This is a genomic window from Victivallis vadensis (assembly GCF_003096415.1).
Taxonomy (GTDB): Bacteria; Verrucomicrobiota; Lentisphaeria; order Victivallales; family Victivallaceae; genus Victivallis; species Victivallis vadensis.
Map to the genome: position 1 here is coordinate 79,197 of NZ_QEKH01000009.1, position 24,218 is coordinate 103,414.

Genomic DNA, 24,218 nt, shown 5'->3' on the forward strand with positions numbered 1-24,218 from the left:
TCGCGGCTATTTTTTTATTTTTTAATTTTCAGGGAGAAAGAGAGGGTGTAGCTCTTCTCGCTCACCTCGTACTCCGGCCTCGTCTGCGGCCCGCAGGAGCCCGTCCCCAGCCCGCGCTGTCTCCGGTCGATCGTGACCACCGTCTCCGGCCGCACCTTCAGGTCCTTGCGGTGGAACGCCCCGAACAGGTCCGCCGCCGTATAGTGGCTCACCCCGAATTCAAAGCGGTCCAGCGCTTTCACCTCCAGCACCGCGCCGCCGCCCGCCAGCGAAAACTCCCGCACATCCGTGCGGTTGCCGTTCTCCTGCGGCAGGATGTAGTCCACGTAGGTTTCCGCAACCGTCGTTGCATACCGCCCCACGAACGCCGCCCGGTTGCGGTCGATGTAGTTCTCGAACGGCCCGCGCCCGAAGTATTCCAGCTCCTCGAAACCCGGCGCGGTCAGGAACGACACGCCCACCCGCGGCAGCGTCGGCAGCGCTTCGGCGATCTCATACGAACAGTCGAACCGCACCACGCCGTCGCCGCCGACCGTGATCTTCTCCGTAAAGCGGATCGGCGCTTTCTTATCCGAACCGGCAAATTCCCGCTCGATCGTCGCAACCGCCGCATTGCCGGAGTTCTCCACCCTGCAGGTCGAAGCGGTCCGTTTCAGCCGGTCCAGCCCCGCCTTGAGCCACAGGCCCATCGGCTTGTGTTCCTGCCCGTCCCAGCCGCGGATGCCGTCGTTGTCGGTGCAGGCGCGGAAGATATTGCACTCCGGCAGGCTTTCCAGCACCGTTTTGCCGCCGTACTCCACCGTGCCGTCGCCGTTTTTTGCCAGCTTCAGCACGGTATCGCCCGCCGCAATGATCCAGCCCTGTTTCGTTTCGGTCACTGTCGGAGCGGCCGTTTTGACCGGCTCCGCCGGGGCGGCGACGCGCTTGAAGGCGCCGGTGATGTCGCACTGGTCGTTCGCCAGTTCCCAGCCGGCTTCGGCATAGGGCATCGCCTTCTTCAGCACGAAGCGGAAGTTCACGAACACCTCGTCCTCCGGCCCGATTTCAAACTGCTTCACCGGCAGCGTGAACTCCTCGGATTCGCCCGGAGCGGCCGCCAGCGCCAGCTTGCCCTTCTGCACCGTCCGGCCGTTCCGCTGCACCTCCCAGAGTCCCGCGAGATCGGCCAGGGAGGTGAAGTTGCGGCGGTTGGCCGCTTTGAACCGGAACTTCTTCGTATTCAGCAGCTCCACCTTGACCGGACCGGTCAGGTGCAGGAACTCGTACATCGCCGGATGCGGTTCGCGGTCGGGAGAGATCATGCCGTTGCAGCAGAAGTCGAAGTCGTGGCTCTTCTCGCCGAAATCGCCGCCGTAACCGAGAAATTCGACGCCGTTTTCCTCCTTCGTCCAGATGCCCTGATCGACCCAGTCCCAGATGAAGCCGCCCTGAATGCCCGGCTCGTTCCAGAACAGATCCCAGTAGTCGCCGAGGCTGCCCGAACTGTTGCCCATCGCGTGGGCGTATTCGCACGGGATCACCGGCCGGTCGGCCCGCCTGTCCCGCGCGTAGGTCAGGATATCCTCCAATGTCGGATACATCGGATTCACGAAGGCGTTGAACGACTTGTCCGCATCGAAATAACAGTGATGCCCCTGGCTCCACAGATCCTTGATTTCGCCCTCGTGGTGAATGATCCGGCTGTCGTCCAGCGCGCGCACCGCGGCGGCTTCCGCCTGATGGTTCTCGCCGCTGCCGGATTCATTGCCGAGCGACCAGCCGATGATGCACGCATGGGAACGGTCGCGCAGCACCATCCGCTCCGCGCGGGCGACGATCGCGGCCTTCCAGCGCGGATCGCGGCAGATGTTGGTGTAGTTGTCGTGCGCCTCGAAGTTCGCTTCATCCAGCACATAGAGACCGTATTCGTCGCAGAGATCGTACCAGCGGTGGTCGTCCGGATAGTGGCAGGTGCGCACCGCGTTGAAATTGAACCGCTTCATCATGCAGATATCCTGCACCATCGATTCGAGCGACAGCGTCTTGCCGGTGCGCGAATCGTGCTCGTGGCGATTCACGCCGCGGATGATCACCCGCTCGCCGTTGATCCGCAGGTCGCGCCCGACCATTTCCACCCGGCGGAAGCCCACCTTCGCCCGGCGGCAGTCCAGCAGTTCGCCGGAGGCCGTGTAAAGCTCCGTGGTCAGGCTGTAAAGCATCGGCGCCTCGCTCGACCACGGCTGCACCCGGCGCAGCCTGCCGGTGAGTTCAGCCCGGTAGTAGTCCTTGCGGAAGCTCCAGTCGATCTTCGCGGCGGCGCTCCACACCTTTTTCCCGGCGGCGTTGCACAGCTCACAGCGCACCTCGAAATCCTCCGTCGGGCCGGAGGTGCCGTTGATGCACTCCTTGTTGCGGTAGCTCTCGAAGTCGAAGCCGAGATGCACCTTGACCGAAACCGTGCCGGAACCGGTTTCACGGTCGTAATCGCCGAGCGAAAACACATCCTCCAGATAGGCCGGAGAAGTCGCATACAGATAGACGCTGCGGTAGATGCCCGCCATCCACCACTGGTCCTGATCCTCGATATAGCTGGAGTCGGACCAGCGGATCACCTTGCAGACCAGGGTGTTCACTCCCTTGAAATCCACTGCGCGGGTCAGGTCGAATTCCGACGGCAGCCGGGTGTCCTTGCCCATGCCGATCAGCCTGCCGTTCAAATAGAGTTCCAGATAGCTCTCGGCGCCGCCGACGTGAATCACCACCCGGCGCCCCTTCCACTCCTTCGGCGTCCGGAACGTCGTGCGGTAAACGCCGGTCGGATTCTCCTCCGGCACCATCGGCGGATTGTTCTCGAAAGGCATCTTCACATTGGTGTAAACCGGCTTGTCGAAAAGCCCGGCCATCGTCCAGTTGGAGGGGACGGCGATCTCGCCCCACTCCTTCACATCCGCCTGCGGCGCCGCGAAATCCGCCGGCACCTCCTCCGGGCGGTGATAAAGCCGGAATTTCCAGTTGCCGTCAAGGCTCAGCTTCTCCGGCTCCACGGCTTCGCGCGACCGGTACGGCAGGCCGCCGGAGTGCATCGGCAGCCGGTTGATCTCCTGAATTTCAGGCAGCAGATAAAGTTTGTCCGAGACGTTCCACATATCCGAAAACTCCCCTTGTCGTGATGATTCAAAAATGATGAATTCCGCCCCGAACAGCCGGAGCGGAACCCCAAAAAACTTACAATGCGAGCAGTTTCTTCACCAGCTCATTTCCCTTCAGGAAACCGAGCTTGCCGGTCGGAGCGAGCGTTTCGCTGAACGCCTGCACCCCGTCCGGCTCAATGCCGGGCCCGCAGATCGCCAGCGGCACCGGCGTGGTGGTATGCTTCCTGAGCCGGATCGGCACCGGATGGTCCGGCAAGACCGCGAACCGCACCGGCTGCCCCTTCAGCGCCTCCAGAATCGGAGCGACGATCTTCGCGTCGAAATCCGCGATCGCCTGCATCTTGAGCTTCAGGTCGCCGAGGTGCGAACACTCGTCGATCGCTTCGACATGCACGTACACCAGATCGTGGGTTTTGATCGCCTCCAGCGCGGCGGCGACCTTTCCGGCGTAGTTGGTGTCGATGAAGCCGGTCGCGCCGGGGACCTCGATCACCTCCATTTCCGCACACTTGCCGATCCCCTTGATCACGTCCACCGCGCTGATCACCGCCCCTTTGCGGCCGAGATAGCACTCATCGAACGGGGTCAGATTCGGACGGCGGCCCGGACTCCACGGCCAGATCCGGTTGGCCGGCGCCTCTTTGCCTTGGTTCAGCGCATGGGCGGCGAGAAACTCCGCGCACTTCCGGTCGAGTTCGTCGAGGAACGCGACGGTGTGCGCGGCCTCCGGCGAACCGTCGGCGGCGGAGAGTTTCAGCTCCGCCAGCGGGATATCCTGCGAGGAATCCGGCTTGAAATAGTCGATCTTATCCGAAAACTCCCTGCCGTGCAGCACCAGCAGATTCCGGTAGCTGACGCCGGGATAAAAGGTCACCTTGTCGCTGCCGAACTTCGCTTGCAAATCGCGCATCAGCTGCGCCGAAACCGTGTTGTCGATGTGTCCGGCCGAATAGTCGCGCAGCACGCCGTCCTCCGACGCATAGACCAGATTGCAGCGGAACGCGACATCGTCCGGCCCCAGCTCGATCCCCTGGCTGACCGCTTCGATCGGACCGCGCCCCGGATAGTTCCGCTCCGGGTAGAAGCCCAGCACCGACATATTCGCGACATCCGACGAAGTCGGCAGCCCCTCCGGCAGCGTCAGGAACGTGCCGTTCACGCCGCTGCGCGCGATCGAATCCATCGCGGGAGTGTCCACCGCTTCAAGGGGAGTTTTACCGTTCAGCTCCGGCAACGGCTCGTCCGCCATGCCGTCCGCAAGAAAAATGACAGCTTTCTGATTCATAACCTTATCGTTCCAAAATTGCTTTGAGTTGTTCCGCCGTGATGCCGGAAAGCTCCAGCACCTTGCTGCGCCCGGTCTGCCCCGAACGCAGCTCCACCGCGCTCTTCGGCAGGCCGCTCCACTCCGCGAAAAGACGGCAAAGCAACTGATTCGCCTTGCCGTCCACCGGGGGAGCCTGAAGCGCGATTTTCACCGCGTCGCCGTACATCCCGACCACCGCGTTCCGGCTCGCTCCGGGCTGCACCCGGAGCGAAACCAGACAGCCGCCCTTCGTCGCCTTAAAGGCTGTTTCCGACAGAACCGGCATCGGTCGTGGGCCGGATCTCCTTCGCCTCGCCCGGCACGTCGTCGTGCGCGGTCGCTTCCGGCGTGAAGCCCAGCAGTACGTTGATTTCGTCGATCGAAAGCGTCTCGCGCTCCAGCAGCGCCTGCGCGAGCTTTTCCAGCTCGTCGCGGTGCAGTTTCAGGCATTCGCGCGCCTCGTTCATCGCGGTCATGACCAGCCGGCGCACTTCGAGATCAATTTCGCGGGCGGTCTCGGGACTGCACGGGTCCTGCTGCGGCATGTCGATCCGGACATGCGGATGGGGCTGGAAGTCGCCGCACTTGGCCGGCCCGATCTTCTCGGACATGCCGAAAATGCAGACCATCCGCCGCGCGATCGAGGTGAGGTGGTTGATATCGCTCGACGCGCCCGTCGTGATATCCCCGATCACCAGCTCCTCGGCGGCGCGCCCGCCCATCGTCATCGCCATTTCGGCTTCGAGTTCGAGCTTGCTCTTGGTGTACACATCCTCCTTGGGCATCGTGAACGTCGCCCCCAGATACGCCTGGCCGCGCGGAATGATCGTGACCTTATGCACCGGCGTGCAATGCTCGTTGTGCAGCGCCACCAGCGCGTGCCCGGCCTCATGGTACGCGGTCAGGCGGCGTTCGCGCTCGGTGATCTTGCGGCTGCGGCGCTCGGTGCCGTAGCTGACCTTGTCGCGCGCCTCCTCCAGATCGTCCTGCACCACCATCTCGCGGTTGCGGCGGGCGGCCAGCAGCGCGGCTTCGTTGCAGAGGTTCGCGAGGTCCGCGCCGCTGAAGCCGGGCGTGGTCCGGGCGATCACGTCCAGATCGATCGCGGGATCGACCTTGATCTTTTTCACATGCACGTCGAGAATCTTGCGGCGGCCGGTGATATCCGGCAGGTCCATCACCACCTGCCGGTCGAACCGGCCCGGACGCAGCAGCGCCGGATCCAGCACATCGGGCCGGTTGGTCGCGGCCAGCACGATCACGCCGGCGCGGCTTTCCAGGCCGTCCATCTCGACCAGCATCGCATTCAAGGTCTGCTCGCGCTCGTCGTGGCCGCCGCCCCAGCCGGAGAAGCGGGAACGGCCCACCGCGTCGATTTCGTCGATGAAGATCAGACAGGGGGTGTTCTTGCGCGCCTGCTCGAACATGTCGCGCACCCGGCTCGCGCCGACGCCGACGAACATTTCCACGAAATCCGAACCGCTGATCGAGAAGAACGGCACGCCCGCCTCGCAGGCCACCGCCTTCGCCAGCATCGTCTTGCCGGTGCCGGGATCGCCGGTCAGCAGGCATCCCTTCGGAATCTGGCCGCCGACCAGCTGGAAGCGCAGCGGGTCCTTCAGGTACTCGACGATCTCGCTGATCTCCTCTTTGGCCTCGTCGGCTCCGGCGATGTCGTCGAACTTCACGTGCAGCTCGTCCGGCGGAATCATCCGCGCCTTGCTCTTGCCGAAATCCATCGCGCCGCGGCCGGACATCTTCATCTGGCGCATCGTCACGAAGTAGATCAACCCGACGATCACCACCAGCGGCAGCACGCCGACGAACAGGATGTTCCAGAATCCGGCGTTGTTGGTGTCCACCTTGATCACCGCGCCGCTCTCCTTGAGCATGCCGTTCAGCTGTTCGGTAAAGATCACGCGGGTCTTGTAGCGGCCGGTGCCGTCGTTCTTTTTCGCATCCGCCGGAACCGCCTTGTCCGCCGCGGTCGGAGCGGCGGTCGGAACCGTCGCCACCGGCATCTCCGGCGCGGGCTCCTTCAGGAATACGCCGTCCACGGTGAAAATACGGTCGGTTTCACCGGTCATATTCGCGGTTTTAATCTGCTTTTTCGTCAGCAGGCTTTCAAATTCGCTCTGAGAGAGGTTGAGCATCTTCTCCGGCCCCACTCCCTTGAGCATCACCAGCGCGCCGATCACCAGCAGCACGACCAGCCAGACCAGTCCGGCGCGGGTCGGGCGCGGCGCGCCCGATTTCTGCTTTCCGGGCGGCGGATTATTGCGCGGCGGAGGCGGGGTGTTCTCCCGCCCGGGGCGCTCGTCTCCGAGCCGCTTCGGATCGCCGTTTTCGTTTTTCTTTTCGTTATCCATGCAAATTTCCTGCTCCTCCATAACCAAAACTGCCGTCCGGCAATCCCGCGGGACCGCACGGACGGTATTGACTCGATACTCCTCTTCCGCTCACAGAAAAGAATCCGAAACTTCTATATGCTCATCATCCGGATCACCAGCCAGACCACCAGCCCGACCAGCCCCAGCCCGACCAGCCCCAGCACACCGATCAGCGCCATCTGGACCATCGCGTGACGTTTGGCCTCCTGCTTCGCGAACGGATTCATGTTGGACAGGGCCGGAACCGTCGAGATGTTGCTGTCGATACTGGAAATGTCAATGGTATGCGTCTGGGTGAAACCCGAATTGTCCGTCTCCTCGTTGCTGTCGAACAGCACTTCGACGCCGCCGAACAGGATCAGATCGGAATTTTTCAGCGTCTGCTCTCCGGTCACCGCGACATTGTTGATGCGCGTGCCGTTGGTGCTGTCGTTATCCCGCAGCACATAGACCGTCTTGCCGTCCACTTCGCGCCGGAAGATATCCGCATGATGCCCGCTCAAGCTCGAATCCTTGATACAGATATCGTTGCTGTCGCGGCGCCCGATGCTCATTTCGTCCTTGTCGATCTCGAACGTCTTGCCCCGGAGTTTTTCGAACAAAACCGTCAGTTTCGGATTATCAGCCATATTCCCGCCTGTCGTCAAAAAAATTTATATCAAAATTCTGTTAAAACACAAAATACCTTACCGCAATATACTACTCCTGTGCTGATTTGCAACAGTTTTTTTCATATTTGTTCAGAAAAATCGGCAGATTTCACCCCGCGAAAAAGCAGGCGCAGCGCCTCGCGCTCCCGTCCGGAGAAACCAGCGGCGGCGCTTCCGCCGCGCACTTCGGCTGCGACCGCGGGCAGCGCGGATGAAACGGACAGCCGGAAGGCGGCGAAAGCGGCGACGGCACATCCCCCGGCAGCACGATCCGTTTGCGCCCGTTTGCATCCAGCGTCGGCACCGCCGAAAGCAGCGCCTGCGTATAAGGGTGCCGCGGACTCCCGACCAGCTCACGCGCCGGAGCCTCCTCCACCACATGCCCGAGGTACATCACCAGAATCCGCGACGAAATATGCTCCACCACCGCGAGGTCGTGGGCGATGAACAGGAAGCTGGTGCGGGTTTCGCGCCGGATGTCGTCCAGCAGATTGATGATCGACGCCTGCACACTGACATCCAGCGCCGAAACCGGTTCGTCCGCGACGATGAAACGCGGCTCGGCGGCCAGCGCCCGCGCGATGCCGATCCGCTGCCGCTGGCCGCCGGAAAACTGATGCGGATAGCGGTTCAGCGCCTCCGCCGTCAGGCCGACCCGCTCCAGCAGAGCGGCGGCCCGCTCCAGCCGTTCCGCGCGGTTCAGCCTGAAATGAAGCGCCAGCACCTCGTCCAGCGCCTGAAAAATGGTCAACCGGGGATTCAACGAACCGTAGGGGTCCTGGAAAATCATCTGGAAGTTCTTGCGGGCGCGGCGCAGTTCGCGCCCCTTCAGCGCCGCCATATCGCGGCCGTCGAGCATCACCCGCCCCGCCGCCGGATTCTCCAACCGGACCAGCGCCCGCCCCAGCGTACTCTTGCCGCAGCCGGACTCGCCGACCAGTCCCAGCGTTTCGCCCGCCTCCAGCGAAAAGGAAACACCGTCCACCGCGCGCAGGTACCGCTTCGGCCGGAACCAGCCGCCGCGCACCGGATAATAGACCTTCAGGTCTTCGACCTCCAGCAACGCCATCCTCACGCCCCCCCGTCCGGGAAAGCGACCACCGCGGTGATGTTATCGCGGCCGCCGCCCAGCAGAGCGGCCCGCATCAGCCCGCCGACCGCCTCGCGGGGCGTCGCGGCCTTCTTCAGCTCTTCGGTCATGCGTTCGGCCAGAATGCAGCGGTAAACACCGTCCGAACAGAGCAGATAACGGCTCTCGGGGCCGCGCGGGAAATGCCTGACCTCCAGCTCCAGCTCCGAACGCGGCCCGACCGCCCGCGCGATCATGCCGCCATAAGCGACGCTGTGCCCGGAGAGGTCCCGGCCGTATTCGCGGATATACTCCGCCGAAAGCGTATGGTCCACCGAAAGCTGGCGGAGCTGCCGGTCGGCATCCAGCTCATACAGCCGGCTGTCGCCCGCCGCCCCCATCACCAGCGCATCCCGGAAAAAAATCACCGCGATCAGCGTGCTGGCCATCGGACGCGCCTGCTGCTCGCAGTAGTTCCGCTGAAAAATCTTGCGGTTGATCTCCCGCATCGAATCGCGCAGGAATTTATCCGCCGCATAGGGCGAATCCAGATTGCCCGCGGAGGCGTCCAGAAAACCGCGCGCAAGGTCGCGGCAGCAGATCAGACTGGCGATTTCACCGTGGCAATGCCCGCCGACGCCGTCCGCGACCACCGCCAGCGCGGCGTCACGGTCCGGGCGGTTGATCACGCAGAAGCTGTCCTCGTTATGTTTCCTGACCAGTCCGGAGTTACTCTCCCCCGCGATGGCGATTCCGGCACGATTCGACACGATATGATCCGCAATTTCCTGAATTTATTACACGGAACCCCTTGCAAAGGATTCCAGATTCGTATCTATTATAGTCTGACACCGCTGCGAATGCAAACCAGAATGATGGGAAAAAACATGGAAACTCTGTTCAAACGTCTGTTTTTGCCGCCGGCAATCCTGCTGGGCCTCCTGCTGTTCCTCTCCGGGTGCGCCAACTCGGCGGCGCGGCGCGACGCACGCCGGGCCGCCTTCGAGCCGCTGCGCCCTGATCCGGCCTACCGGCTGCTTCCGGACCGCCCCCTCCATCTCAAGAGTCCGGCGAAAGCTAAAAGCAAGCCGGCCGACGCCGACGCCCTCCCCGAGAATCCCGCACAGCGCATCGTGACTCCCCCCGTGATCTGGCTCGCCAACGACCTTGCCGAAGCGGGATTTGAAAACACGGCCAGCAGATTCCACGGCCAGACCGTCGAGGTCTATTTCATCGCGAAAAAGCCCTTCAAGGGTACGTTGCTCGCCGTCGGACGCAATGACAAAAACCAGGAGATCACCCGCGTCAAGGTTCCGGTCGAATTCGCTGCCGAAGACGCCCGTTTCGTGACCTTCGAGCTTCCCGGCAAACTTGCGCCCAATGAGCTCAAGCTCGTCGTCATCGACCGGCTCGCCCGGTGATTCTGAGGATGGCTCCGGCGGCGGCGTTGGCGATTTCCGGTTCGGGCGAGTCGAGATATCCGGCCAGTTCTGCGAGGTCCTCCGCCGTCCCGGCTTCGCCCAGTGCGGCGAGATGGAAACGCAGCACCTTTTCCGCAGTTCCGTCGGGAAGCGCCCGGAGCCGCCGCCGGACAACATCCGTCCCGGCCTTCCCGTGACAGGCCAGCGCCCACAAAGTGAAAGCGGCAAGCTGGGAATCCGCCGGCTCCCGCTCCAGCAGGCGCCGGAGCGCCATCTCACGCGCTTCAGGCAGCTCCGGCAGGAAGGCGCTTGCATACGCACAGGTCAGCGCGGGCGGGCCGCCGTTTTCCAGCCCGGCGGTCACACGCCGGGCGGCTCCGGCGTCGCCGTTGGCGGCCAGCAGCCACAGCGCGTATCCGGCGGCCGGGGAGTCGGGACCGTTCACGATATCCCATAACTGCCGCCGCTCCTCTGGAGAAAACCGGATTGCGAGCTTGGCGGCGCTTTCCAGCGCATGACACTGCTCCGGCGCGGAACCGTCGAGCGCCCGGCGGCGCAGGACTTCCTCGTACTCGCGCCGTCCGGCGGCGATCCGCACCCGGTACTGGCCGATCCGCACCTGCGGCGACTCGGAGTCCGCCGGAAATTCGGCGAACGGCCCCAGCGCCTCCGCCGCGCGAACCTGCCGGAAGCCCCCGGCGGTTTCGACCTCATGGCGCAGCCGGGCTTCGGCGCGCGCCGCCGGATCGCTTCCGGCATGACACCCCGCCAGCGCGGCCAGCAGCAGCAATTGCGGAATCTTCATGGCCGGAAGAACGCCCCTTCGATAAAGCAGTTGTCGTGCTCTTTATCGCTCATATAGTAGACGGCGAGCACTTCGCCGTTGTCCAGCTCGATGCTGACCGGATAGCCGAGATCCCCGTTGACGCCGTCGTTCCGCAGCACGATTTCCCGGTCGATATCCCAGGTCTTGCCGCCGTCCCGGCTGACGCAGGCGCGCACTCCCATCGGCTGATAACGGTAGCCGTAGGTCGCCAGCAGCCGCCCGTCCTTCAGCACCAGCAGATGCTGCGGATAGCCGCGCACCGGGGTCTTGACCGGCTCGCTCCAGCTCCTGCCCTGATCGTGCGAAAAACTGATCCGCATATAACCGTCAACCGGCGAAGGAACGCGGATCGCGGTCACGAAAGTGCCGTCCGGCAGGATCGCGGTATGCGGTTCCTCATACAGGGCGGCCAGCATGCCGGACTTCTTCGGCATTTCCGCGACGGTGCCGATCCTCTGCCAGTTCTTCGCGTCGGGCGTGCCCCGGTAGAAATAGACCTGCCGTTTGCCCCCGTCGTTGCCGAGCGAGGGTTGATAGAGCGTGCCGTCCGCCGCGACGGCGGGACCGTGCGGCGCGAAGCCCGGCACCTTCACCGGTCTGCCGAACGTCCGGCCGCCGTCGTCGCTGAACAAATAGTGCGAGCCGCCGAACTTCTCCGGCCCCGCCTGTCTGATATAGGCGGTCTCCTGCGGAAACTCTCCGGCGGTGTTGCCGTAGAACATCCAGCTGTTCCAGCCGCCGTGGGTCAGCAGCACCCGTCCGTCGGGCAGCGTCTGGATCGAGGGATCGCGTTCGTCGGTCTCGGTGTCGGCCACCGCGACCGGAGCCGACCAGTTTCTGCCGCCGTCTTTGGAGTAGACGATGCAGATTCTCCCATAGGGGCACACATGCGCCTCCCCTTCCCGGAACACCGCCGCGAGGTCGCCGCCCGGCAGCTTCGCCACTCCCGGAAACGCGAGGTGCCGCCCCTTGACCGCGCTGATCACGGTATGGCGCACGCCGGGTGAAACCGGCTTATTCGACAGTTCAGCCTCCTGCCCGGCTCCATCGATCGCAAAAGGCGTGGTGATCTTCACATTGCGGATGCTGCCGTTGAAGCCCCGGCTGGACTTCGCAAGCGCGGTGGCGCCGAGCAGGAATTGCAACTTGTCGAGTTTCGGCGATACGTTCAGCACGGCGCTCTGCGCGGGAGCGTCGTCCAATTGCAGCGTGCAGCGTCCGGCGGCGGGATCGACCGCGAACACCACTTTATGCCATGCGCCGGCCTTGTAAGGAGAAGGAAGCATGATTTGGTCATACCCCTTAGTGGATGCGTCATTCAGCAGGACTTTCAGCATCTTGTCTCCGTCTTTGGAGTTGGGGTCAGCCTGAAAGTGCAGCGAAATACTTCCGGCTTCCAGCAGCCGCGGGAAAGGATTGGTCTGGACGGCTTCGTCCTGAAATTCCAGTTCGATCCGGCCGCCCTGCCGGAAATCGAAGTTCTGCGGAATCTTCGCCGCCGCCGCATCCGTCGCGGAAGCGGTGAATTTGAGCGAAGCGCCGAAAGCGTCCGTGACGATCTGCGGAGCCTTCGCCCCGGCTTCCGCCTTCGCCGGCTCCAGCAGGAATTCGGCAGCTCCCAGCGACGCCGCCAGCAGCAATGAGGACAACAAAAACGTCTGTTTCATAAAAACTCCTATGTTCCCCGAAAAGTTGCCGCCCTTCGGCCACGGGCCTCGGGCCTTTTCGCTCCGCGAAAAGCTTCGGGTACTTTTCGTGGGCCCCGCTCTCCGGTGTTCCGCATGCTCTGCAATGCTCACACCTGCGAGAAAGGCATTGTTAATATTTCGACGGTATTGGCATACCGTCCTCTCCTATGTTCCCCGAAAAGTTGCCGCCCTTCGGCCACGGGCCTCGGGCCTTTTCGCTCCGCGAAAACCTTCGGGTACTTTTCGTGGGCCCCGCTCTCCGGTGTTCCGCATGCTCTGCAATGCTCACACCTGCGAAAAAGGCATTGTTAATATTCCGACGGTATTGGCATACCGTCCTCTCCTATGTTCCCCGAAAAGTTGCCGCCCTTCGGCCACGGGCCTCGGGCCTTTTCGCTCCGCGAAAACCTTCGGGTACTTTTCGCGGGTCCCGCTCTCCGGTGTTCCGCATGCTTTGCAATGCTCACACCTGCGAGAAAGGCATTTTAAGTGTCGGGTTGAATACTCATGGTTTGGCGCGCAGCGCGCCCTCGAACCACAGGTGATCCTGAATAAACGCAATCCGGTTGGCCTGCCGGTCCGCGAACTTCATCGGCTGCCGTCCGACATGCCCGTCCGCCCACAAAATGTGGGATGCCTCGCGATGCGGATATCCCACCCGCGGCTTGCCGCCGGTCACCAGCGTCGAAGGCTGCACAAAATGCCCCTGAGTGGTCGCCATCTTATTGAAGCTGTAATCGGACTCCGTCTGGAAAATCGTATCGGCCAGATCGAACAGCACACTGGTATTACTCGGATTCCGCAGCCGCGTCTCCTTCTGGTGGCGCACCTCTCCTGCCGCGCTGACATACGATTCGATCAGAAAACCGTTGCCGATATAGCTGATCGTATAAGCCTTCGCCGCATCGTTCTCCGGCCCGCGCCAGTTCAGGTTCCCGTTGTTGAAAGCCTCGGCAAACGCCTTGATCTTCACCGAAGTCGCCGGGCACTCCACAATCGCGCCGCTGTTCCCGAAATATTCGCTGAGTTTGCCCAGCCAGGAGTTCCTGACCGCGTAATCCGGAAAGATCGCCATCGGGTAAAAGCCGTCATTCCCCTGTGTATACAGTGCAAACGCCGTCCCGAACTGTTTCAGATTGCTCTGGCATTTCGCCCCGTAGGCGGTCTGCCGCGCCTGATTCAGCGCCGGCAGCAGCATACTCGCCAGAATCGCGATGATCGCAATCACCACCAACAATTCAATCAGCGTAAAATTCCGGCACATTCCGTCGGGTTCTCTTCCATGCCGCATCTGCTCATTTCTCCTTACGTTATCCATATTCCCTCCTTGGTAAGCAGGTTGTTCATTTCTGAAGTTATGTTTACATACCGGCCCCAGCCGTCCGAAGTCAACCTTGGAGTGCGGAGATTTATCTCCGCTTCAAGTCTCACGTGATCATGTAATAATACATAAGTTGCATTTACCTTTCCATGCCATTACAGGTCACAAACTGGGCGTTACGTCTTGTGCGGATGGCTCCGGAGGGCCACAATCGCCCTCCGGACCTCCCCGCTCGCCTCGGGACTCCCGTTGACTTGCAAAGCACTTCCATTCACGGGCGGGGCTAGCGCCCCTTACTTGCCGGGCTGCACCCGTCAACTTCTCACCGTTCGCTGCGCTCACTACGCCGAAGGGGCTTCGCTCTCTACGTTCGGCTTCGTCACTATCGTTCCTCGTTACTTGCTGGGGCAAGTAATGCTCTCACATTCGTTCGCGGCGCGAACCCGCGCTTGTTGTGCGCCGCGTAAATGGCGACGTGGCCTTACTTATATGCCACGTAAATAGTCTTGGAGACCAACCAAGGCTCGCCTGTTCCAGCAGCCGCACGCCCCCCCCGGAGGGGCATTGGCGTGCGCCCCCGGCAGCGGCACCTTGCCGCCGCGGCGCGAACCCGCGCTTGTTGTGCGCCGCGTAAATGGCGACGTGGCCTTACTTATATGCCACGTAAATAGTCTTGGAGACCAACCAAGGCTCGCCTGTTCCAGCAGCCGCACGCCCCCCGGAGGGGCATTGGCGTGCGCACCCGGCAGCGGCACCTTGCCGCCGCGGCGCGAACCCGCGCTTGTTGTGCGCCGCGTAAAAGGCGGCACGACCTTACTTATGTACCGCGTAAATGGTCTTGGAGACCAACCAATGCCTGCCAGCGCCAGCCGCCCGCACGCCGCCGGATGTACGCCTTATTTCCTGACCAGTTTTCGCATCAGCTTGCGGGCATAGGCGATATGCTCGGCGAGCAGCTTGCGCGCCAGCTTCGGATTACCCGCTTCGATCGCATCGACGATCCGCTCGTGTTCAAGATCGATATCGTGCCTGTTGAAGTTCGGCCGGTCTTTCAGCAGGTAACGGGTCACGTTGAACACGGTGGAAAGCACCAGATAGTTATGCACGAGCGCCTGAAGCGTTTCCGAGCCGCAGCTGTCGCAGATCAGCGCGTGGAACTGCCGATCGCCGGTATCCGTTTCATCGAGGTTCGCGGCGTGGCGGCGGCGGTCGCAGCAGCTGCGCAGTTCGGCGATCAGTTCCGGGGAAGCGCCGTTTTCGGCCAGTTTCGCGACAGCCAGTCCTTCGAGGGCTTCGCGGATTTCATACATATCGCAAAGCTCGTCCAGCGTGGGCGTGCGGATTTCATAGCCGGAGTTGGCGGTGGCATCGACCACGCCTTCGCGTTCAAGCCGGATCAGCGCTTCGCGCACCGGAGTGCGCGACACGTCATAGCGCCTGGCGAGGCTTTCGGTGGTCAACTTGTCACCGGGCAGGAAACTGCCCTGCTGCAGATCGTCCAGCAGCCGCTGGTGCACGAATTCGGCGGTGTTGCCGCGAGTCTTGGCGATCATTCTGGAATCCTTTCGGCTTAATCGTTCTTCACAATTCTAATTATACCAAACTGTATCCAATTTGTCAATAGCATTTATAAAAAAATTAGAAATATTTTCATTATTTGAACATATCCTCTTGACATTTTGTATACAGTTTGGTATAATAGAGAGCAAGGAACTTTCCCCAAACACAACATCTGACAGGAGTTTTCCCATCATGACGACCCGAATTTTCAAGGGACTGGTCGCGGCGTCCTACACGCCGATGCACGAAGATGAATCCATTGCGCCGGAGGTGATCGCGCCGCTGGTCGATTACGCGGTGCGGCAGAGGTTCGCCGGATTGTTCGCGATCGGCTCCACCGGCGAATTTCCGTCGCTGACCATGCAGGAGCGCAAGACAGTGGCGGAAGTCTATATCCGCGAAGCGGCCGGACGCATCCCGGTGATCGTGAATGTCGGCTCCTGCAGCTTCCGCGAATCGGCGGAACTCGCGGCCCACGCCGCCGCGGCCGGAGCCGACGCGATCTGCGCGATCGCCCCTTTTTACTTCCGTCCCGAAACGGTGCGGGACCTCGCGGAGTTCATCAAGCGGATCGCCCCGGCCTGCGACGGCCGCCCGCTCTACCTCTATCACGCTCCCGGCATCACCGGCGTCAACCTGCCGATGAGCGAATTCGTGAAGATCATGCTCGACGAGGTGCCGAACTTCGCCGGGATCAAGTTCACCAACGAGAACCTCTGCGAATTCGAGCGGTGCGCCGCACTCGGCAAAGACCGTATCCAGATGATGTTCGGGCGGGATGAAATGCTGCTCGGCGCACTGGCGATGGGAGCGCAGGCCGGAGTCGGCACCACCTTCAACTACCTGCCGAAAATCTACCGGGGCGTGATCGACGCCTTCGAGGCCGGAGACATGGAAAAAGCGCGCTCCTTCATGGAACTGTCCCACCGCGCGGTCGCGATTTCGGCCCGCTACGGGCTGGCTTCAATCAAGGTCTTCATGAAGTTCGCCGGAATCGACGCCGGGCCGATGCGCTCGCCGGTCGGACGGCTGAGCGCCGAACAGGAAAACCGCTTCCGCCGGGAACTCTCCCTCGCGGGGCTTGACGGCTATATCGGCTGAACGCCGGAAAGGGAGGAACGATGAACCTGATCGACTATGCGGTGATCGCGCTCTATCTGCTGCTGAGCCTTGCGCTCGGCTGCCGGGTCGGCCATAAACAGAAAAACACCGAGGATTATTTCCTCTCCGGCCGCCGGATGAAGTGGTGGCCGATCGCGATCGCGCTGTTCGCGTCGCTGTTCAGTTCGATCAGCTACATCGCCATGCCGGGCGAGGCGTACAACTACGGCTGCACGATGCTGCTGCTCGGGCTGACCGGAGTGATCGCACTGCCGGTGATGCTGTTCGTTTTCCTGAAATTCTTCTACAATATGAAGCTGTGGACGGTCAACGAATACCTTGAAAACCGCTTCTCCACCACCGTACGGGTGATCTGCGGCGGGCTGTTTCTCGCGGCCCGCTGCTTCTATCTCGGCGTAGTGCTCTACGCGACCGCGATGCTGCTGGCGAACTCCTTCGGGATTTCGCCGTGGGCGGGGATTCTGGTGGTCGGCATCGTTTCGACGGTCTACACCTATTTCGGCGGCATGGAGGCGGTGATCTGGACCGACGTGATGCAGTTCATCGTGCTGATGGGCGGAATCCTGTTGGTGATCGGCATGGTCGCGTGGGAGACTCCCGGCGGCGTCGGCGGCATCTGGAACATCGCCGCCGAACATGGCCGCACCTTCAACATCGGCCCCGGCTCCGGTTTCTGGGACCCCAGCATGACGCAGCGGATCACTTTCTGGCCGATCCTGATCGGGCTGCCCTTCGCGCTGTTTCTGCCGGCGGTCGACCAGGTGAATCTGCAGCGGTGCATGACCTGCCGGGACTTCCGGGAAGTGGCGCGCGCGGTCTCGTGGTCCACGCTCGGCAACTGGCCGATCTGCTTTATCTTCTACTTCGCCGGGCTGGCGGTGTTCGCCTACTACCGGGTGCTCCATCCCGCGCTGGGCGAAGGGCTGAACGGCGACGACGCCTTCTGCCGCTTCATCTCCACCGAACTGCCGGTAGGGGCGCGCGGCGTGCTGGTCGCCGGAGTGCTGGCGGCAGTGATGTCCACGATCAGCGCAGTCGAAAATTCACTCGCGACAGTCTGGATCAAGGACGTCTACCAACGCGTGCTGCGCCCCGGCCGCGAAGACCTCCATTACATGAAAGCCGCCAAACTGACCACCCTGCTGCTCGGCGCATTCGCCTGCGCCTTCGGAATCACCGTGCTGGTGGTCTTCAACGGGCGGAACATCCCCCTCCTTGAGGTATCGAACGTGATCCTCGGAATGCTCGGCACCTTCTCCGGCATGATCTTCGCCCTCGGACTGCTGACCTACCGCACCAATTCCGGAGGGATGATCGCCGGAATCATCGCCGGAGTGCCGGTCACGGTCTACACCTACGTTTTCCGCTATCTGCTGGCCCCGCCGGACGAACGGATGAGTTTCCTGCTGATCAGCCTCTATCCGATGGCGACAATCCTGCTCGTCGGTTATCTCTGGAGCCTCGCCGCCGGAGGCGCCGCCCCCGGAAGCGGCAAATATGTGATCTGGAGCCGCTGGTTCCCCAGAAACGAATAACCGCGCCCGGGATTTCGCCTTCGGCGGGCAGGGCGCTTCGCCCCTGCACCCCGACCGGCAAGGTGCCGGCGCCGAATACTTGAGATCCGGGAAAACCGTTCCGGTTTCCCCTCCGGGAGGGGGAGGCTCCGGTAGAAACAGGCAAGGTTGTACAGGAGCGGCACACCGCTCCGGTCGGCGACCGCGTCGGCTTTTTTGCCGACGCCGGGCACTCCCTGCGCCTGCTGCCGCCGGAGGTCACGCTCGGAACGGCTATATGCTGACCAGATGATGTGAAGTTACCCTGATGGAGGCTGAACTCTACTTGTCTTTCACTACAGGCGAGGTCCGGTAAGGCTCGCACTCCAAGATGCTCGCCTGTGATATCATAATTGCATTGTTGCCTGACCTCACCTTGCCTATACCGGCAGATAAATTCTTATCAGCCTCCATCAGGGTATCTGTCTATTACCCGGTCAGCATCTGGAGGTTCCGAGCGTGACCTCCGGCGGCAGCAGGCGCAGGAAGTGCCTAAAGCCTGCAAAAAAGCAGGCTTTGCGCCGACCGGAGCGGTGTGCCGCTCCTGTATAACCATGCCTGTCTCCATCAGGGCCTCCCCCACCCGGAGGGAAAACCGTTCCGGTTTTCCCGGATCTCAAGTATTCGGCGCCGGCACCTTGCCGGTCGGGTTCCAAGGGCGAAGCGCCTTGGTCGCTCCGAAAGGAGCGAAATCCCAGGCTCAGCCGCGGAAGATGAAGAAGACCGCGCCGGCGATGCAGAGCGCGGCGTAGAGGTAGTTCCACGACAGCCCCTCTTTCATATAGAAAATCGAGAACGGCACGAACACGCTCAGCGCGATCACCTCCTGCAGAATTTTCAACTGGCCGAGCGAGAGCGCGGTGTGGCCGATCCGGTTGGCGGGGACCTGAAGCAGATATTCGAACAACGCGATGCCCCAGCTGACGAGCGCGGCGATGTACCACACGCGGTTCGACAGGTTTTTCAGGTGGCCGTACCAGGCGAACGTCATAAAGACATTCGACAATAACAGCAATCCGACGGTCTTGACGACAGGATGAAGTGTAAGCATATTTTCTGAATTCCAACGCAAGAAAAGACGAAATACAATACTTCCGGTCAACGGCGGCGGCGACGGCGGTTTCCGGTCAATGCGGCGGAAAGCGCCCTTTCGGCGGCGGTCAGCTCCTCCAGCAACGCTTCGCGGACCGGAAGCGCAGCATCCTGAAATTCTTCCCCATATTCCAGCAGCAGTCCGGCACGGGCCACCAGCCGCTCCGAAATCGGTTCCGCCGCCGCGAAATGCGGCAGCCGGAAACGTTCCAGGTACTCTCCGGCCCGCCGGCCGCAGCCGACGCCGATCGCGGGGATCAGCTTATTCAGCCCCAGCAGGATCACCGGGAAACTGTTCCCGATCACGAGATCGCAGCAGCCGAGCCCCCCCAGCAGCTCCTCCACGGAATGAAATTCGCCGATGCGTGCCACTTCATCCGCGCGCGCCATGCCGGAACGCAGCTTTTCCAGCCGGGAACGCCCCTCCGGCGACTCCGCCACCAGCAGGAAACGCACCTTCAGTTCTTCCGCCATCCGCTCCAGCAACGCACCCGTTCCGGGCGGAATCGCCTCCCTCCCGCCGAAAGCCACCGCAGCCATCCGCCCCTCCCGGATCAGGAACTCATCCGACGGCAGCACCGCCGACGTGGCCAGCAGCAACGAATCGGCGCCGGCAATTCCATTGACGCCGCGCTGATACCGGCGCAGCTCTTCCAGAGACGGCGCATCCGCAGCAGCCGCGAACCGGCAGGTACGCAAACCGTGCTCCAGACAGTGACGGGCCCGGGCCTGCTTCCGTTCGCCGAACCGCCGGAAAAAGGAGAGCCCCGCCAGCTTCGCCAGCCGGGAAAACACTCCGCCCCTTCCGCGCTCTGCTCCGCTTTCCGCCGTCGCACCCCGTTCGAGGCCGACACCCCACACAAACGCGGCCACCCCGTGATGCGACGCGAACTCCAGCAGCTCCGCGCCGGGCATCAGCTCACCGCCCGAAACCGGAGTTCCGATCCAGCCGAAAGCATCATACTGCCGGATCGTCTCGCGCAACTGTTCCACCGGCACTCCGCCGGGAAAACCGTAAGCGGGGACACCGTTCTCCCCCGCAATATGCAGTTCCGCTTTCGGAAATACCCGCCGCAGCGACTCCGCCGCATACCGCAACTCCGCCGCCTTCACCATATCACCGGCCGGGAACACGCCTCCCAGCAATATCTTTTTCGCCGCTTCCGGCTTCTCCCTCCGGGACGGAGGATTGGCTCTTCTCATCTTATCTCTCCACCTTGACCAGGTTCAGAATCTTGTCAAGCTTTTCCAGCGTAATCGGCTTGAGCAGCAGTTGATCAAAGCTTGACAGGTCGAAATTGCACTGCGCCTCCGTATCCGCGGTGACCGCGACGAAAGGCATCATCTCACACCCCGGAATCTTCCGGACCTCCACCGCGAATTCACAGCCGTTCATATTCGGCATCCAGATATCGGAAAACACCGCTTTGGGCCGATCGCCGGCCTGCAGCCGCGCCAATGCTTCAGCCGCACCGTCGAATACCACGCAATTCAGCTTCAGAGCGCGGAACATCGAAAGCATCACCTTGCGGTTCATCACCACATCGTCCACCACCCAGACTTCATCCAGCTGCCGCTCACCCGCGGGAAATTCCTCCGCGCTCACCACCGGAAGCGCCGCCACGCTTTCCGTCTCCCGGTATTCCACGCCCGAAAAGACGATCCGGAAACGGCTGCCCCGGCCCGGTTCACTCTCCAGCAGCACCTCGCCGTTCATCTTTTCCGCAAGCCGCCGGACGATCGCCAGGCCGAGGCCGGTTCCTTCCGAAGCATCCCCACCCGCATCTCCGGTCCGGGACTGCACAAACGGTTCGAAGATCTTCTTCTGGTCTTCCGGAGTGATGCCGGAACCGGTGTCGGTCACGGCGATCTCCAGCTCCGCCTGGTTTCCCGTTCCTTTCCGGACAGCGGCCATGACCGTGACCGACCCGGAAACAGTAAATTTGACCGCATTTCCAAGCAGGTTGTACAGAATCTGCCGCAGGCGGCTCGCGCTGAAATGAAACTCAGGCAGAGAAGAGGGGATTTCCATACGCAGCGCCAGCTGCTTTTGGCGCAGCTGCGGCTCGAAGATCCGGCCGACATCGCCCAGAACCGTCTCCAGCCGGATCCAGCCATAGATGATTTCCAGTTTGTCGGCGTCGATTTTGGAAATTTCCAGCACGTCGTTGATCAACGCCAGCAATGATTCGCCCGCGGCATTGATCGCCTCGACACTTTCGAGCGCTTCCGCCGGCAGCCCTTCGTTCTTCAGAATCTCACTGAAGCCGATGATCGCATTCAACGGCGTGCGGATCTCATGGCTCATGGTGGCCAGGAAAGTGCTCTTGGCGCGGTTGGCGACTTCAGCCTCCTTCAGGCTGCCCCGGATCTTCGCCTCCGTCTCCTTGCGGTTGGTCACATCCACCAGAGTATGAATCACATTGATGATTTCACCGTCGTCGTCCAGCACCGGGACCGCGGACGCGATATAACTGCGCCCGCCGATCTCCACATCGAGAACGGCGGGACGGCGGGTGCGGAAGCTCTCGGAGACCGGACATTTGTCGAAATCCGGCCCGCAGCCGCAGAAATTCTGATAGCACGGCTCCGCCAGCAGCTCCGCCTCGCTTTTCCCGGCGATCGCAGCCGCGGCGGGGTTCACCTTGATCAGGTGCTCCCGGCCGTCCAGCAGCATGATCGCGGTATCGATATGGTCGATGATCATGCTCTTCTCGCGCTCACTGCGCTTGAGCTGCTCAAGGCTGCGCCGCTTTTCCGCCGCCAGCGACAGAATCCGGGAGATCGCGACAATCGCCCGGTCCTCCATTTTGTTCAGCACCTCCTCGCCGCCGCGGAACAGCAGCACCGCAAAACCGTCCAGCCGCTCGCTGACCCGGATGCCGGAAGCCAATGCCGACCGGAATCCCGGTCGCCCCGCCGCTCCGGTACAGAGCTGACGCAGCACCGGATCGGAAGAGGAGAGTACGCCGCCGCGCACCACCTCCCCCTTTTCCATCCGTTCCAGCCAGTCGCCGCCGGGAGCCAGCTCCAGGTGCTCCGGCAACTTCGCCGCATTGCCGGAACCGGCAGCCTGCCAGCCGTACTCCAGCACCGCCCGCCCTTCACCGGCTTCGAGGCGGTAAATGCCGCAGGCGTCGCCAAGCTCATGCGTCGAAACAATCCGCATCACCTCGTCCGTCACATCGGCGGTTCCGGAATCCGGAATCAGCGCCTCCAGGCAACGGTTGACCGTGCGTTCCAGATTCACATACCCTTCCAGCTGTTCGTGGAGCCGGTCGCGTTCTTCTTCAAGCTGCAGGTGTTCGGTGATGTCCACCGCCGCCATCGCCACCGCCGGCTTGCCGAATACGTTCGGATCAACGCCGGAAAAGCGCAGCCTCCACTGACGCCCTTCAAAACGGAGTTCGGCCAGGCGCGGATGCCCGGTCAGCAGCACATCGTCGATCGTGTAACGCAGATTGATGCCCGCCTCCTTCTCCAGCATCGCGGTATCCTCGAAGTCGGGGACCGGAAACCCATGCTCCTCCCGGGTGGTCACCTGCCGGAACAGCAGCCGCCCTTCCCCGTCGAACAGCAGCATGGAAACCGGCATCAGGCGAAACAGCTCCCCGGTCCGGCGGCCGCGGCGCCGGCACACAAGCAAACACGCAACGACGCCGCCGGCGCCCAGAAGAATCACACCGGCCAGAGAACAGAGTAAAACGTGCATTGGTCCGCCCCCGCAACAGAATTATTGACAGATGGATTCCCCCCGAAAAACAACTGCGATCTGTTTTCCCGATTTCCGGCGGTATCCGACATAACGATTCCGCGCCTAATATAGCATTCGCCTCGCACATATTCAACGTAAAAAAACAAATAAATCAAACCGCTTTATATTATCAATTTTTCCGCTTGATTTTTTCGGAATTTCATGCTATTATATAAAAATACAGGGCATGTTGAGCCTGCAACAAATTTCAGATTGGGGAAATCAGGTCAGCCGATGATCAATCAAAACATAGAAAAGATCAAGGAAGCATTTTTTTCCCAGCTCAGCCATAACCTGATGACTCACGCCAGCAATATCATCGGTTTCTCGGAGTTGATGAAAAACGAGGAACTCCGGCAGGAGGACAAACTCCAGTATATCCAGTTTGTGATCGAGCTGTCCAATATGATCCTGACCCTTGCCGAAGACGTGAAGTCGCTGAACAAGCTCTCCCCGGAAAGTTTCGCGCTCAACGAGAGCAAGGCGAACCTGAACAGCTTCATGGATGAAATTTACAACGCCGCGCAGAACAGCAATGAAATCGCCGACGGCGTCAGATTCACGCTCCGCAAGACCCTCCGCGATCAGGACGCCACTTTCCTGATCGATAAAAACAAGATTTTCAAAATGCTCAACACGCTGCTGCGCAACTCCTTTGAATCCACGGTTTCCGGCGGCATCGAATTCGGCTACCATCTGCTGCATGACGCGGAAAAGCTGGAGTTTTTCGTTTTCGACACCGGGCGCGGCATGACGGCGGAGCAGCAGAAAAAGCTTTTCGATATGGAGAGCGTTTCAAAACAGCGCAACCGCGGCCTCGGCCTGATCGTGATGAAAATGACGCTGGACGAATTGGGCGAACAGCTCCGCATCGAATCGAAACCGGGCGAAGGCACCCGGATTTACTTCACTCTCCCCTTCCGGCGGCAGCAGGCCGCGGCCGGGGCGAAACCCGATTCCGCCGCCCCCGACTGGCACGGGAAAAAAGTGCTGGTCGTGGACGACAACAAGATGAACTATCTTCTGATCTGTAAAATGCTTTTCTCCACCGGAGCGGAATTCGTGTGGGCCTCCAACGCCGCCGAGTGCCTGGCGCAACTTGACACGGGGCGGTTCGACTGTGTGCTGATGGATGTGGAAATGCCCGGCATGAACGGCTTCGAGGCCTCGAAGATCATCAAGCAGACCTTCCCCGGGCTGCCCGTGATCATCGTGACCGCCCACCTCGGCGAAAATGTCGCCCGACGCTGCCTCGAATGCGGGATCGACGACTATATCATCCAACCCGTCCACACCAAAGTGCTTTACGAGCAGCTCGGCAAATTTCTGGATTGA

The 24,218-nt window shown here is 61.6% G+C and carries 18 protein-coding genes; 4 read left to right on the forward strand and 14 right to left on the reverse strand.

Annotated elements, in window-relative coordinates; genetic code table 11:
- Positions 1-14 precede the first annotated feature (14 nt).
- The 7 genes from C8D82_RS06980 to C8D82_RS07010 all read right to left on the reverse strand — a co-directional run bounded on the left by C8D82_RS06980 (position 15) and on the right by C8D82_RS07010 (position 9,316).
- Entirely contained in the window at positions 15-3,125 is a 3,111-nt protein-coding gene (locus C8D82_RS06980) for a glycoside hydrolase family 2 TIM barrel-domain containing protein (RefSeq protein WP_116883556.1), read from the reverse strand.
- Positions 3,126-3,204: 79 nt separating this feature from the next.
- Positions 3,205-4,416, reverse strand: a complete 1,212-nt coding sequence (locus tag C8D82_RS06985; protein ID WP_116883557.1) for a cofactor-independent phosphoglycerate mutase — start codon at positions 4,414-4,416, stop codon at positions 3,205-3,207.
- Between the two features lie 4 nt (positions 4,417-4,420).
- Positions 4,421-4,723 carry a DUF167 domain-containing protein gene (locus tag C8D82_RS06990; RefSeq protein ID WP_116883558.1) on the reverse strand — a complete coding sequence of 101 codons (303 nt, stop codon included), beginning with the start codon at positions 4,721-4,723 and terminating at the stop codon, positions 4,421-4,423.
- The gene (gene ftsH, locus C8D82_RS06995) at positions 4,695-6,806 is read right to left on the reverse strand and encodes an ATP-dependent zinc metalloprotease FtsH (RefSeq protein WP_206212676.1); all 2,112 of its coding nucleotides are present in this window, start codon (positions 6,804-6,806) and stop codon (positions 4,695-4,697) included. Before ftsH ends, C8D82_RS06990 begins: the two co-directional genes overlap by 29 nt.
- 113 nt (positions 6,807-6,919) lie before the next feature.
- The gene (locus C8D82_RS07000; RefSeq protein ID WP_116883559.1) at positions 6,920-7,456 is read right to left on the reverse strand and encodes an FHA domain-containing protein; all 537 of its coding nucleotides are present in this window, start codon (positions 7,454-7,456) and stop codon (positions 6,920-6,922) included.
- 130 nt (positions 7,457-7,586) lie between these two features.
- Positions 7,587-8,546, reverse strand: a complete 960-nt coding sequence (locus tag C8D82_RS07005; protein ID WP_207776084.1) for an ABC transporter ATP-binding protein — start codon at positions 8,544-8,546, stop codon at positions 7,587-7,589.
- A 2-nt stretch (positions 8,547-8,548) separates the two neighbouring features.
- Complete coding sequence (locus tag C8D82_RS07010; RefSeq protein WP_165832896.1) at positions 8,549-9,316, reverse strand: PP2C family protein-serine/threonine phosphatase; 768 nt, start codon at positions 9,314-9,316, stop codon at positions 8,549-8,551.
- A gap of 117 nt (positions 9,317-9,433) precedes the next feature.
- On the opposite strand from C8D82_RS07010, the gene C8D82_RS07015 reads away from it, so the two are divergent.
- A complete protein-coding gene (locus C8D82_RS07015) occupies positions 9,434-9,967 on the forward strand; it encodes a hypothetical protein (protein ID WP_133245098.1) in 534 nt (177 codons plus the stop codon).
- Here C8D82_RS07015 and C8D82_RS07020 read toward each other — a convergent pair.
- The 4 genes from C8D82_RS07020 to C8D82_RS07035 all read right to left on the reverse strand — a co-directional run bounded on the left by C8D82_RS07020 (position 9,945) and on the right by C8D82_RS07035 (position 15,355).
- Entirely contained in the window at positions 9,945-10,772 is an 828-nt protein-coding gene (locus C8D82_RS07020) for a hypothetical protein (protein WP_116883563.1), read from the reverse strand. The two genes, C8D82_RS07015 and C8D82_RS07020, sit on opposite strands and share 23 nt — an antisense overlap.
- Positions 10,769-12,460, reverse strand: a complete 1,692-nt coding sequence (locus C8D82_RS07025) for a sialidase family protein (protein WP_116883564.1) — start codon at positions 12,458-12,460, stop codon at positions 10,769-10,771. Before C8D82_RS07025 ends, C8D82_RS07020 begins: the two co-directional genes overlap by 4 nt.
- A 526-nt stretch (positions 12,461-12,986) precedes the next feature.
- Entirely contained in the window at positions 12,987-13,772 is a 786-nt protein-coding gene (locus C8D82_RS07030) for a type II secretion system protein (RefSeq protein ID WP_165832897.1), read from the reverse strand.
- A gap of 926 nt (positions 13,773-14,698) precedes the next feature.
- Entirely contained in the window at positions 14,699-15,355 is a 657-nt protein-coding gene (locus C8D82_RS07035; RefSeq protein ID WP_116883565.1) for a GntR family transcriptional regulator, read from the reverse strand.
- A 199-nt stretch (positions 15,356-15,554) separates the two neighbouring features.
- On the opposite strand from C8D82_RS07035, the gene C8D82_RS07040 reads away from it, so the two are divergent.
- Positions 15,555-16,463, forward strand: coding sequence for a dihydrodipicolinate synthase family protein (locus tag C8D82_RS07040; RefSeq protein ID WP_116883566.1), 909 nt, complete (start codon positions 15,555-15,557; stop codon positions 16,461-16,463).
- Positions 16,464-16,483: 20 nt separating this feature from the next.
- The gene (locus C8D82_RS07045; protein ID WP_116883567.1) at positions 16,484-18,019 is read left to right on the forward strand and encodes a sodium:solute symporter family transporter; all 1,536 of its coding nucleotides are present in this window, start codon (positions 16,484-16,486) and stop codon (positions 18,017-18,019) included.
- A 718-nt stretch (positions 18,020-18,737) separates the two neighbouring features.
- Here the strand turns inward: C8D82_RS07045 and C8D82_RS07050 are convergent.
- From C8D82_RS07050 to C8D82_RS07060, 3 genes are read right to left on the reverse strand one after another with little or no spacing between them, the layout of a single operon-like run.
- Positions 18,738-19,088 (reverse strand): DMT family protein, encoded by a 351-nt coding sequence (locus tag C8D82_RS07050; protein WP_116883568.1) that lies wholly within the window; start codon positions 19,086-19,088, stop codon positions 18,738-18,740.
- A 47-nt stretch (positions 19,089-19,135) separates the two neighbouring features.
- Positions 19,136-20,332: a polysaccharide pyruvyl transferase family protein gene (locus C8D82_RS07055; RefSeq protein WP_116883569.1), complete on the reverse strand. Its 1,197-nt coding sequence runs from the start codon at positions 20,330-20,332 to the stop codon at positions 19,136-19,138.
- A gap of 1 nt (position 20,333) precedes the next feature.
- Positions 20,334-22,724 (reverse strand): PAS domain-containing hybrid sensor histidine kinase/response regulator, encoded by a 2,391-nt coding sequence (locus C8D82_RS07060; RefSeq protein ID WP_165832898.1) that lies wholly within the window; start codon positions 22,722-22,724, stop codon positions 20,334-20,336.
- Between the two features lie 393 nt (positions 22,725-23,117).
- Here C8D82_RS07060 and C8D82_RS07065 point away from each other — a divergent pair, with 393 nt between their 5' ends.
- A complete protein-coding gene (locus tag C8D82_RS07065; RefSeq protein ID WP_165832899.1) occupies positions 23,118-24,218 on the forward strand; it encodes a response regulator in 1,101 nt (366 codons plus the stop codon).